Source organism: Nocardia sp. NPDC004568 (assembly GCF_040609955.1).
Classification (GTDB): domain Bacteria; phylum Actinomycetota; class Actinomycetes; order Mycobacteriales; family Mycobacteriaceae; genus Nocardia.
In genome coordinates, this window is record NZ_JBEXLL010000002.1 from 144546 (window position 1) to 156797 (window position 12252).

Consider the following 12252-nt stretch of genomic DNA (forward strand, 5'->3'; position numbering starts at 1 on the left):
GCGATGAACCGGTCCTTGGCCACTTCCTCGGCAATCAGCTTTGCAGCGGACCGTATGAGTCACGACAGGCGCTCCACCCGACAGATTATTCGGGCACTGCCACCAGCAGCGTCGGGCCCGCGATCTCGGCGATCTCCCGGAGCCGTTCCACGGGGGTACCCAGCCGGCTGAGCTGGATGAGGCCCTGGGCCATCACCACCACACCGGCGCAATGCGTGGAGAGAGTCGCCGCGTCCATATCGCCCCCCGGACGCGTGGCCAGCCCTTCGGCGACGCCCGCTTCCATCGCCGCGGTCGTACGACTGCCGATGGCGACGACCTCCGGCATCCGCCGGCCCAGTTGCGCGATGCTGTTGAGCATCAGGCAGCCGCGCCGGTCCGGCTGCCCGGCGCAGTCGTCGATCACCGCGCGCAGCAGCGTGCGGACCGCATTGCGGGCGGAACCGGGGGCGGCGACGATCGCGTCGCGGACGAACCGGGCGCGCCGATCGCAGTACTGCTCGAAGGCGGCCAGGAACAGCCCGCGTTTGCTGCCGTAGGCCGCGTAGATGCTCCCGTTGCCGATACCGGTCGCCGCCGAGACATCCCCGACCGAAGTGTCGTCGAACCCCCGCGACCAGAACAGTTCCGTGGCCGCTTCCAGGAGGCGCGGCTCGTCGAACTGTCGCGGCCGTCCCATGCGCTCACCGTACCAATCCTGCTGCGATATCGCCCACATCCCTTGTTCTGGAGGCGTGGCTCCAGAATACTCACGCCCATGGTGTGTGACGCGGCGGAATCCCCTCGACGGCGGATGGGCATCCTGGTCTTCGACGGGGTGAAAGCCCTCGACTTCGTCGGTCCGGCGGAGGTGTTCATCGAGGCCAACCAGGCCGTGGCCGGGTACGAGGTGGTGCTGGTCTCCCCGGCCGGCAACAGCGTGCAGACCTCGCTGGGCGCGCGGATCGAGGTGAGCGCCGCGGCCGCCGACGCCGGTCGCTTCGACACCGTGGTCATCCCCGGGAGCGAACTGCCGCCCTCGCGGTTCGTCACGCCCGAGGTCCTCGCGGCGGCCCGCCGGCTGTCCTGGCAGACCCGCCGCCTCGCCTCCATCTGCAGCGGCGCGTTCGTGCTGGCCGAGCTCGGGGTTCTCGACGGCCGCCGGGCCACCACCCACTGGAAGTACGCGGCCGATCTGGCCCGGCGTTATCCGGCGGCCAGGGTGGAACCGGACGCGATCTTCGTCCGCGACGGAAATATGTACAGCTCGGCCGGTGTGGCGGCGGGTATCGACCTGGCGCTGGCGATCGTGGAGGAGGATCACGGCGCGGATATCGCCCGCCGGATCGCCCAACTCATGGTGGTCCCGATGCAGCGCGCCGGCGGCCAATCGCAGTTCTCGGCCTCACTGAGCGGGCCCCTGCCCCGGAGTCCGCTGGTGCGTACCGTCGTCGACCTGATCTGCGCGGATCCCGCCTTCCCCCATACGGTCCGCACCCTGGCCGACCACGCCCGGGTCAGCGTCCGCCACCTGACCCGGCTCTTCCGCGCCGAACTCGAGCACTCCCCCGCCGAATACGTGGCCTTCATCCGGTTCGGGGTGGCGCGCGATATGTTGCACGCCGGTCATACGGTCACCGAGGCCGCCATGGCGGCGGGTTACGGCAGCAGTGAAGCCCTGCGGCGCGCGTTCGTCGCCCGCCTCGGCATCTCGCCGCGCAAATACCAGCAGCAGTTCCGGTCCACGGGCACGATCGCGCCTCCCGCGCCCGAACTCACCGCGGCCGCGTCCTGATCGGGGGGTTTCCCGGCCGGTAGCGAGGGGCGGGAACGGGGTCGTCCGGTCGAAGCTCGATACGGCGCGCATCCTCGGCGCCGTCACCGCGACAGAGAGAACCCCGATGCCCCTCGCACCGACCATCGTCCTCGTGCACGGCGCTTTCGCCGACGCGTCCAGCTGGCATCCGGTCATCGAGCACTTGCTCGCCGACGGTCACCGGGTCTACGCCCCGCCGGTGGCCGGACGCAGCCTGACCGCCGACGCGGACGCGGTCCGCGCCTTCGTCGAACGGATCGACGGACCGGTCCTGCTGGCCGGGCACTCCTACGGCGGCGCGGTCATCACGGTCGCGGGGACGGCCGACAATGTCATCGGCCTGGTCTATGTCTCCGGATACGCCCTCGAGGAAGGAGAGAGCCTCGGGCAGTTGCAGGGCGGCTTCCCCGATTCCGCGCTGGCCGCCCACCTCGTCTACACCCCCGCTCCCGCCGAACCCGGCACAGAACCGGGCACCGATGTGTGGGTCGACACCGCGGCCTTCCCGGAGATCTTCGCGGCGGGCGTGGAGCCACGCACCGCGCGGGCGCTGGCGGTCTCCCAGCGTCCGCTGTCGGCGGCCGCGTTCGGCGAGCCGGCCACCGTCGCCGCCTGGAAGACCAGACCGGGCTGGGGCATCGTCTCCGCGGCCGACCACACCATCAATCCCGAGGTCGAACGATTCGGGTACCGCCGCGCCGCACTGCGCTCGATCGTGGAGATCGACGCACCGCATCTGGTCATGCACACCCATCCCGCCGAGGTCGCCGGCGTCATCACCGGCGCACTCACCGAACTGTCCTGACTCCCACACCACTCCATCGATCGAAAGGTTTGTCCACCATGGCCGGAAACCCACTGAACATCTCCCTCGAACAGGCCGCGCAGGAGTTCGTCGACGCGACCTCGGAGCCGCCGTTCCTCTATCAGTTGCCGCCGGAGGAGGGACGTAAGGCCGTCGATTCGGTCCAGGATTCACCGATCGACAAACCCGAGATCGACGAGGAGTGGATCACCGTCGAGGGCGGGCCGACCGGTTCGGTGCGCGCCCGGATCGTCACCCCGCCCGGATCGACCGGACCCCTGCCCGTGATCGTCTACACGCACGGCGCCGGGTGGGTTTTCGGCGACGCCCACACCCATGACCGCCTGGTCCGCGATCTCGCGGTCGGAGTCGGCGCGGCCGTCGTCTTCCCCGAGTACGACCGCTCCCCCGACGTGCGCTATCCGGTCGCCAACGAGCAGTCCTACCGGGTCGCCCAGTGGGTGAGCACGCACGGCGCGGAGAAGGGCCTCGACCCCGCGCGGATCGCGATCGCGGGTGATTCGGTCGGCGGCAATATGGCCATCGCGCTGACCCTGATGGCCAAGGAGCGCGGGGATATCTCCTTCGTCCAGCAGGTGCTGTTCTATCCCGTGACCGATGCCGCGTTCGATACCGGCTCCTACCGGCAGTTCGCCGAGGGCTACTTCCTCACCCGCGAGGGCATGAAATGGTTCTGGGACCAATACACCACCAGCGAGGACGACCGGGCGCAGATCACCGCTTCCCCGCTGCGCGCCACCCGCGAGCAGCTCACCGGTCTGCCGCCCGCCCTGGTGATCACCGCCGAGGCCGATGTCCTGCGCGACGAGGGTGAGGCGTTCGCGGGCAAGCTCCGGGACGCGGGGGTTCCGGTGACCCAGACCCGTTACGGCGGCATCGTGCACGATTTCGTCATGGTCAACTCGATGCACGGGACCCAGGCCGCCCGGGCCGCGATCGCCCAGGCCGTCGCGGTCCTGCGCGAGGCGCTGCACACCGCCTGACATCACATCCTCACTCGAGGAGGACCAACCGCTGGGCCGCCGGACCCGGCACGAAGGCAACCACGCGGACTTCGCGCGGCGGCTCCGGAGTTCCGGCGAGCCGGATCGGCGGCCCGGTGCGGGATGACATCGTCATCCCGCACCGGCCGGGGCGGGATCTCGGCCGGTCGTTTTCCGGCACCGCGCGAGTGCCGGCCCGCGGGGCGAGCGCCCCGGCGACATCGAGCCGACCTCATCGCGGAGACCGCCGCGTAACCCGGCCCTGCCTACCGCCATCTCGTCCCGTTCGGCCCGAGGCGCCGAGGAATGATCGGGCACATTTACGTTTCCGGACCGCTCCCCGGCCGGGACGACTACCCTCCGAGCCGTTCGGCGGCGCTGGTGAGGCGTAGTCCGCGGGCACCGGCCGCCGCCCGGTATTTGATACTCTGGCGAGAACTTGTACCGAAAGGGTGGTTATGCGGTCTACTCTGCTGTCCCGGCGCGACCTCGAGTTCCTGCTCTACGAATGGCTCGCGGTGCAGGACCTGACCGGGCGGCCGCGCTTCGCCGACCACTCGCGCGAGACCTTCGACGCCGTCCTCGACCTGAGCGAACAGCTGGCCACCCGGTACTTCGCCACCCACAACAAGCTCAACGACGCCCACGAACCCACCTTCGACGGCGAGACGGTCACCATCATCCCGGAAGTGCGCAGCGCCCTGACCGCGTTCGCCGACGCGGGCATGGTCGGAGCCACCATGGACGCGGAACTGGGCGGCGCGCAACTCCCGGCCGCGGTGGCCCAGGCGGCCTTCGCCTGGTTCCACGCCGCCAACCCCGGCACCAGCGCCTACCCGCTGCTCACCATCGGCAACGCCAATCTGCTCATCGCGCACGCCGAGGAAGAACTGGTGCGGCGTTTCGTCCCGCCGATGCTGGAAGGGCGCTACTTCGGCACCATGTGCCTGTCCGAACCGCAGGCCGGTTCCTCGCTCGCCGATATCGTCACCCGGGCCGAACCGCGCGACGACGGCACCTACCGGGTTTTCGGCACCAAGATGTGGATCTCCGGCGGCGATCACGAACTCGGCGACAACATCGTGCATCTGGTACTCGCCAAGATCCCGGGTGGGCCGGTGGGCACCAAGGGCATCTCGCTGTTCGTGGTGCCCCGGTATCTGGTGAACGAGGACGGTACCCGCGGCGAGCGCAACGATGTGGCGCTGGCCGGGCTCAACCACAAGATGGGTTTCCGCGGCACCGTCAACACCGTGCTCAACTTCGGCGAGGGCCGCTGGACTCCCGACGGCTCCGCAGGTGCGGTCGGTTACCTGGTCGGCGCACCGCACCAGGGGCTGAAGTACATGTTCCACATGATGAACGAAGCCCGCTGCGGAGTCGGGCTGGTCGCCGCGGCCCTCGGTTACACCGGCTACCTCGAATCGCTCGAGTACGCCCGGGACCGTCCCCAGGGCCGCACCAAGGGCGCCGCCGACCCGGGCGCCCCGCAGCGCCCGATCATCGAACACGCCGATGTGAAACGGATGTTGCTGGCGCAGAAGAGTTACGCCGAGGGCGGCTTGGCGCTGGTGCTGTACTGCGCACGGCTCATCGACGAACAGCGGACCGCCGGGTCCGACGACGAACGCCGCGCGCTCACCCTGCTGCTGGACATCCTCACTCCGATCGCCAAGAGCTGGCCGTCCCAGTGGTGCCTGGCCGCCAACGATCTCGCCATCCAGGTCCTCGGCGGTTACGGCTACACCCGCGAATACAACGTCGAACAGCACTATCGCGACAACCGGCTCAACCCCATCCACGAGGGCACCCACGGCATCCAGGGCCTGGACCTACTGGGCCGCAAAGTGACCCAGCAGTCGGGTGCGAGCCTGCGCGAACTCGACACCAGAATCCGGGAAACCCTCGCGGCCGCCCGCGAACTCGGCGGCGAGACCGCCGACCTCGCCGACCGGCTCGACAAGTCCTGGAGCCGGCTGGTCACGGTCACCGGCGGGCTGTTCGCCGCCGGTGATATCGAGGTCGCGCTGGCCAACAGTTCGGTCTACCTGGAGGCGTTCGGCCATCATGTGGTGGCCTGGATCTGGCTGGCGCAGGCGGTCGCCGCGCACGGTCGCGACGGTGACTTCTACGACGGGAAACGGCACGCCGCCCGCTATTTCTTCCGGCACGAGCTGCCGCGCACCGCCCCGCAACTGGACCTCCTCGCCGACCTCGACACCACCACCCTCGATATGCGCGAGAACTGGTTCTGAGTCCGGGCGGGCCGCCCGCCACATCGGAAAAGAAGTGGCGCCCGCCGATACGGTGACCACATGAGCTGGATCGCACCCGCCGTGCACCGCGCCACGACCGTGTCCACCGGACCGGAACGCCCGATGCTGCAGTCCTGGCTGGATCACCACCGGCAGACACTGCTCGGCAAATGCGCCGGTCTGGACGCCACCCGGCTCGCCTACCGCAGCGCGCCCCCGTCCGCGCTGTCCCTGCTCGGCCTGGTGCGGCATCTGGCCGAGGTGGAACGCGGCTGGCTGCGGATGGCCGCGGCCGGTGAACAGCTGGACTACCTCTACTGTTCGGCCGCCGACCCCGACGGCGATATCGACAATGCCGGATCCGCCGACCCGGCCGCCGATTTCGCCGTCTACCACCGGGAGACACAGCTGGCCGACGCGGCGGTGGCCGAGCTCGGGCTCGACCACCGCTGTCGTCACCCCAATGGCACCGAATACAGCCTGCGCTGGGTATATCTGCATCTCATCGAGGAGTACGCCCGCCACAACGGGCACGCCGACCTGCTGCGCGAACGGATCGACGGGCGTACCGGCGACTGACCCCCGCCGGTCTCAGGCGGGGCTGCCGGCCGCGCGCAGCACCGCCGCCACTGCGGCCGCTTCCACCGAATCGCCGTACGCGCAGGACCATCCGGTCCACCCGCCGCGCCGGTACTCGAGATAGGCGATCGCGTGACCGGCGACGGGGTGCCCGGTCAGGCTCAGTACCTCGATCTCCCGCCCCGCCGCCGCGAGAGCCGCGACCACCGCCGCCAACCGGTCGGCGCCCGCGTACTCACTGTCGTAGGCCAGCCCACCGACCATCAGACCGACCGCGACGGTCGGCCTGTCCTCCGCACCCGCCACGCGCAGATCCTTCAGTTGCACCTCCGGCGGCTCGGTGGCATCGATATAGGCCTCGTCGAAGAGAGCGCGCAGTTCGGCGGCACTCACCTCACCCCCGGTCCCGTCGGCATGGCCCTGCACCCGGCCGGCGAAATCGATCTGCAACCGGCGCGGCAGGTCCAGCCCGTGTTCGGTGGCGAGCAGGTAGGCGATACCGCCTTTTCCGGACTGCGAGTTGACCCGGACCACGGCGTCGTAACTGCGGCCGATATCGGCCGGATCGATGGGCAGATACGGTACCCGCCATTCGATCTCGCGTTCGGGGCGTCCGGTCGCGGCCGCCCGGGCCCGGTGCTCGGCGAACCCCTTCTTGATCGCGTCCTGGTGGGTACCGGAGAACGCGGTGTGCACCAGGTCGCCGACGTAGGGATGGCGCGGGTGGACCGGCAGCCGGGTGCAGTACTCGACCGTGCGGCGGATCTCGTCGATATCGGAGAAATCGATCATCGGGTCCACGCCCTGGGCGTGCAGATTCAACGCGAGCGTGGCGATATCGACATTGCCGGTGCGTTCGCCGTTGCCGAACACACACCCTTCCACCCGCTGCGCGCCGGCCAGCACCGCCAGTTCGGCACAGGCCACGCCGGTACCGCGATCGTTGTGCGGGTGCACCGACAGGATCACGCTGTCGCGGCGGCCGAGCGAGCGGTGCATGTACTCGATCTGATCGGCGTAGACATTGGGAGTCGCGATCTCCACGGTGGCCGGCAGGTTCAGGGTCACCGGCCGCTGCGGGGTGGCGTCCCACAGTTCGGTGACGCTGTCGCAGAGTTCCAGCACATATCCGGGTTCGGTCTGGTTGAACACCTCCGGGGAGAACTGGAAGCGCACACGGGGCAGGTCGGCGGCGAATTCGAGGACATCCCGCGCGCCGGCCAGGATCAGCTCGCGGACGGCACCGGCGTCCTTGCCGAGCACGGTGTCGCGCCATATCGGCGCGGTGGCGGTGTACAGGTGGATCACCACCTCGTTGTCCATCCCGCGTACCGAATCGACGGTCCGCGCGATGAGATCGCGCCGAGCGGGAGTGAACACCACCGGGGTCACATCCTGGGGAACCGCACCGGTATCGGCGAGCATCCGGACGAAATCGAAATCGGCCTTGGAGGCCGACGGGTAGCCGACCTCGATCTCCTTGTACCCCATGGCGACGAGCATGGTGAAGAACCGCATCTTGCGTTCCGGGTCCATCGGCTCGGCCAGGGCCTGATTACCGTCGCGCAGGTCCACCGGGACCCAGAGCGGCGCGCGCTCGATCCGGGCCTGCGGCCAGTGGCGTTCGGTGACGGGGACGTCCACCCGGTCGTAGATGTCGCGGTACCGATACGAGGGCAGCCGGGAGTGCCGCTGCCGGTACCACTGCGGCGCGTCGCGGGGCACCGCGCCGGCGGGAGTGTCGATGGTGGGGTGGGTCTGTGTGGACATGGGGCGTTGCCCGGTCTTCCTGTGCGTGCGGCCGTTCCGTGACGGTGACCGGCCGACGACAACCCCACGGCGGGGTGGCCGATCGTTCAGGCCCCGCCGTGGCGGTCGAGGAGAAGCTCCGGGTGCGACATGTGGCAGACTGTACACGACTCCTCAGACAAGTAGCGAGGTTCGATATGGTTTCCCAGGTGCGACGGCACCCGCTGGCCGAACAGACGGCCGATCTGCTGCTGGCACGCATCCGGGCCGGCGAGTGGCCGCTCGGCCATCGGCTCCCGGGCGAGACCACCCTCGCGGCCCAGCTCGGAGTCGGGCGTTCGACACTGCGCGAGGCGATTCGCGAACTCGCGGGCCGCGGGGTGCTCAGCAGCCGGCAGGGCGCCGGCGTTTTCGTCACCGCCCTGGATATCGCCGAGGACTGGGATATCGTCGTGCGGCGCGCGACCATCGCCGCGGTGATAGAAGCCCGGATGGCCATCGAGACCGAGGCCGCCGCCCTGGCCGCCCATCGGCGCACTCCCGCCGACCTGCGGACGATCCGCCGCACTCTGGCCGGCCGCACGGCCCCGGGCCTGTCGGTTCCCGAGCATGTCGATGCCGATACGGCGTTCCACCGCGCCGTGATCGTGGCCGCGCACAACGACATACTCATCCAGCTTTTCGACACCTTCCTGCCTCGGCTGCGGGTCGCGATGATCGATATGCTGCACATCCGCCCGGTGCCGTCCCCACCCGCCGACCACGCGGCGCACGAGCGGCTCGCCGCCGCCATCGCCGCCCGCGACCCGGACGCCGCGGCCGCGCTCAGCCGGGACCATCTGCGCGCCATCAAGGAGGCCTTCTCGTGACCACCCCCGTTCTGGAACTGACCGAGGTCACTTTCCGGCGCGACGGCAACCAGATCATCGACGGGATCTCGCTGACGGTGCGCGCCGGTGAACACTGGGCCCTGCTCGGGCCGAACGGCGCGGGGAAGAGTACGTTGCTGGGTTTCTGCGGAGCAGTCACCCATCCGACCACCGGCACCGTACGCGTCCTCGGGGAGCAGCTCGGCCGCGTCGAACTCCAGCGGCTGCGGCGCTCCATCGGACACGTCGACCCGCGGCATCCGCTGCGCTCACCGCTCCCGGTGCGCGATGTGGTGCTGACCGGACTCACCGGGACGGTGGACACCCCGTTGCGCTGGACACCTACCGCCGACCAGATCGCGGCGGCGACGGACGCCCTCGACGCGGTGGGGATGGCCGCGAAAGCCGAACGCTCGTGGTTCACCCTCTCCCAGGGGGAACGCGGACGGACGCTCATCGCTCGCGCGCTGATCACCGCGCCACGCCTGCTGCTGCTCGACGAACCGACCACCGGGCTGGATGTGGCGGCCCGCGAACAGTTGCTGCACACGATCGACGCATTGGACCGGACCTACCCCGAACTCGCGTCGGTACTGGTGACCCACCATCTCGAGGAGCTGCCGACGACGACCGGCCATGCGCTGCTGATCGCGAACGGACGGACCGTCGCGGCGGGCCCGGCGGACGAAACCATCACCACCGCACATATTTCCGCGGCGTTCGATCATCCGGTGCGGGTCATCCGGGAGGACGGCCGGTGGTCGGCGCGATCCCCACTGACCCAGCCGGTCTGACCCGCTCTACACTCGATACCGCACGGCCGGGCCGTCACCGTTTTAGATACACGGATCATTGTGTGTACCATAACGTGGTGACCACCGTGAGCCGCACTTCCCGACCTCCCGGCCGCCCGGCCTCGGCCACCCGGGAAGAAGTAGTAGCACTGGCCCGGCAGGCTTTCCTGGCCGGGGAACGGGTCGATATCCAGGCGATCGCCGCCCAGCTCAAACTGAGCCGCGCCTCCATCTACCGCTGGTTCGGATCTCGCGACGGCGTCCTCGGCGCCGTACTGGCCGGGGAATTCGAATCCCTCATCGAACGCGCGGACGCTCGCCGGCGCGAATCGGGCGCCCGGCGCATCCTCAGCGTGCTCGACCGGGTCAACCGCTGGATGGCCGGCAACGAACCGTTCCGCCAGTACTTCGAGAACGAACCGCTGGCCGGCCTGCGCATCCTCACCTCGAGTTACGGCCCGGTCCAGCCGCGCATCCTCGCGGCGGTGGAGCAGCTCATCACCCGGGCCGAGGAACAGGACGGATATACACCCCAGCTGGAACGGTCGCTGCTCGCCTACTCCCTGGTGCGCCTGGGCGAGGCATTCCTATACCAGGACAATGTGACCGGCCTGCGCGGTGACGTGGACCGGCTGCACCAGGTACAGACGGCCCTGCTGGGTATCGATCCCCCCGGCAACTGATCATCGGTGAGGCTCTCGGAATGGACGATGTGACCGCAGGAATCGGCGCCGCGGGACTGGTACTCGCCGCGGGCGCCGGACGGCGTTTCGGAAGGCCCAAAGCCGAGGTGCTGTTCGAGGGCGAACGGCTGGTCGACCGGGCGGTGCGCCTGTTGCGTGACGGGGGTTGCGCCCGGGTGGTCGTGGTATCCGGCGCGGTGGAGCTGCGAGTGCGCGGGGCCACGGTGGTGCACAACCCGCGATGGGCGACCGGGATGGGGTCCTCGCTGACCACCGGCCTGGCGGCCGTCCACGAGACCGCGGCCGTGGTCGTCCCGGTCGATATGCCGTGGCTCGGCGCCGAAGCCGTCCGCCGGTTGCTCACCTGCGGCGCCCGGCTGGCGACCGCCACCTACGCCGGCCGCCCCGGACATCCGGTGCTGCTCGGCGCCGAACATTTCGCGGCGGTGACGGCCGAAGCGGTCGGCGATATCGGCGCGCGTGGATTCCTGGCCGCCCATTCCGCACTCGTTCAGCAGGTACCGTGTGACGGAACCGGTTCGCCCGACGATGTCGACACCCCAGCGGATCTCACACGTTGATCGGCGGCAGGCACCGCGTCGGTTTCCCGCCGCTCCGGCGCGACGGCGTGGATCGGCCGCCCGGTGCCCGACAGCGCGCGCGCCGACCCGCCGTGGCGCAGCGCGACGATCTCCGCGCCGATGGCCAGGGCGGTCTCCTCCGGCGTCCGGCCGCCCAGTTGCAGCCCGATCGGCGAGCGCAGCCGCGCGAGCTGTTCCGCGGTGACACCGGCCTCGCGCAGCCGGGCGCGCCGCTCGATGTCCGCGCGGCGCGAACCCATGGCGCCGATATAGGCGACCGGTCGGCGCAGCGCCTCGACCAGCACCGGAATATCGAACTTCGGGTCATGGGTGAGCACACACAGGACGGTCCGGGAATCCACCGGGGTGGCCCGGAGATAGCGGTGCGGCCAGTCGGCGACCACCTCGTCGGCCTCCGGTAGCCGGGCCCGCTCCGCGAAGGCCGCCCGCCCTTCGCAGACCGTGACGTGATAGCCCAGCAGCTTCCCGACCCGGCAGAGCGCGGCCGCGAAGACATTCGCGCCGAAGACGATCAGCCGCGGGGGCGCGGCGTACGCGGTGACGAGAATGTCCCGGGCCGCCGGGCCGCACCCGATCGTCCGCAGGCCACTCGCTCCGCGGTGGAGCAGCGCGCGCGCCTGCTCCACCGCCGGATCGGGCCAGCCCCCGCCGTCGGTGAGCACCGATTCGGCGGTCACCGCCGCCAGTGCCGCGGTGGTGAGGTCGCGGACCAACGCCACGGGCCGGGACGGGTCGAGCGCGGCCTCGACCACCGGGTACTGCGGGGGCGTGATCCGCTGTACGAAGACATCGAGCTCACCCCCACAGGTCAGACCGACCGCGAACGCGTCGGCATCGCTGTAGCCGAAGGTCTGTCGCGCCGGCTCCCCTGCGGCCAGGACCCGCGTGCACAATTCGTATACCGCGCCCTCCACACAGCCACCCGACAGACTGCCGCGGACCGCGCCCGCCCCATCGACCGCCATGGCCGCCCCCGGCGGCAGCGGGGCGCTCCCCCGGACCGCCACCACGGTCGCCACCGCGTAGGTGGCACCCTCGGCATGCCATCGGGCCAGGTGCGCGGCCAGGTCGCGCATAGCTCTACCTCCGCTCGGCAGCGTGACGTACGACCGGGATC

12 protein-coding genes are annotated in these 12252 nt (G+C 70.0%); 9 read left to right on the forward strand and 3 right to left on the reverse strand.

Features of this window, described 5'->3' with window-relative positions; all coding sequences use genetic code 11:
* Positions 1-85 precede the first annotated feature (85 nt).
* Positions 86-679 (reverse strand): TetR/AcrR family transcriptional regulator, encoded by a 594-nt coding sequence (locus ABZV91_RS01625; RefSeq protein ID WP_355233839.1) that lies wholly within the window; start codon positions 677-679, stop codon positions 86-88.
* 78 nt (positions 680-757) lie between these two features.
* Between ABZV91_RS01625 and ABZV91_RS01630 the strand changes: the two genes are divergently transcribed.
* The 5 genes from ABZV91_RS01630 to ABZV91_RS01650 all read left to right on the forward strand — a co-directional run bounded on the left by ABZV91_RS01630 (position 758) and on the right by ABZV91_RS01650 (position 6438).
* Complete coding sequence (locus ABZV91_RS01630; protein ID WP_355233841.1) at positions 758-1774, forward strand: GlxA family transcriptional regulator; 1017 nt, start codon at positions 758-760, stop codon at positions 1772-1774.
* A 106-nt stretch (positions 1775-1880) separates the two neighbouring features.
* Complete coding sequence (locus ABZV91_RS01635; RefSeq protein WP_355233843.1) at positions 1881-2600, forward strand: alpha/beta hydrolase; 720 nt, start codon at positions 1881-1883, stop codon at positions 2598-2600.
* A gap of 38 nt (positions 2601-2638) precedes the next feature.
* Positions 2639-3604: an alpha/beta hydrolase gene (locus tag ABZV91_RS01640; RefSeq protein ID WP_355233845.1), complete on the forward strand. Its 966-nt coding sequence runs from the start codon at positions 2639-2641 to the stop codon at positions 3602-3604.
* A 458-nt stretch (positions 3605-4062) separates the two neighbouring features.
* Positions 4063-5859 carry an acyl-CoA dehydrogenase gene (locus ABZV91_RS01645; RefSeq protein WP_355233847.1) on the forward strand — a complete coding sequence of 599 codons (1797 nt, stop codon included), beginning with the start codon at positions 4063-4065 and terminating at the stop codon, positions 5857-5859.
* 60 nt (positions 5860-5919) lie between these two features.
* A complete protein-coding gene (locus ABZV91_RS01650) occupies positions 5920-6438 on the forward strand; it encodes a DinB family protein (protein WP_355233849.1) in 519 nt (172 codons plus the stop codon).
* Between the two features lie 12 nt (positions 6439-6450).
* On the opposite strand, the gene ABZV91_RS01655 is transcribed toward ABZV91_RS01650, so the two are convergent.
* Positions 6451-8208 (reverse strand): 2-isopropylmalate synthase, encoded by a 1758-nt coding sequence (locus ABZV91_RS01655; protein WP_355233851.1) that lies wholly within the window; start codon positions 8206-8208, stop codon positions 6451-6453.
* 176 nt (positions 8209-8384) lie between these two features.
* Here ABZV91_RS01655 and ABZV91_RS01660 point away from each other — a divergent pair, with 176 nt between their 5' ends.
* From ABZV91_RS01660 to ABZV91_RS01675, 4 genes are all read left to right on the forward strand, one after another.
* Complete coding sequence (locus ABZV91_RS01660) at positions 8385-9056, forward strand: FCD domain-containing protein (RefSeq protein ID WP_355233853.1); 672 nt, start codon at positions 8385-8387, stop codon at positions 9054-9056.
* Positions 9053-9850, forward strand: coding sequence for an ATP-binding cassette domain-containing protein (locus ABZV91_RS01665; protein WP_355233855.1), 798 nt, complete (start codon positions 9053-9055; stop codon positions 9848-9850). The genes ABZV91_RS01660 and ABZV91_RS01665 overlap by 4 nt, the downstream gene beginning before the upstream one ends.
* A 77-nt stretch (positions 9851-9927) precedes the next feature.
* The gene (locus ABZV91_RS01670; protein ID WP_355233857.1) at positions 9928-10533 is read left to right on the forward strand and encodes a QsdR family transcriptional regulator; all 606 of its coding nucleotides are present in this window, start codon (positions 9928-9930) and stop codon (positions 10531-10533) included.
* 20 nt (positions 10534-10553) lie between these two features.
* The gene (locus ABZV91_RS01675; protein ID WP_355233859.1) at positions 10554-11114 is read left to right on the forward strand and encodes a nucleotidyltransferase family protein; all 561 of its coding nucleotides are present in this window, start codon (positions 10554-10556) and stop codon (positions 11112-11114) included.
* Here ABZV91_RS01675 and ABZV91_RS01680 read toward each other — a convergent pair.
* Entirely contained in the window at positions 11045-12211 is a 1167-nt protein-coding gene (locus tag ABZV91_RS01680) for an XdhC/CoxI family protein (protein WP_355233861.1), read from the reverse strand. The genes ABZV91_RS01675 and ABZV91_RS01680 overlap by 70 nt on opposite strands.
* Positions 12212-12252 lie beyond the last annotated feature (41 nt).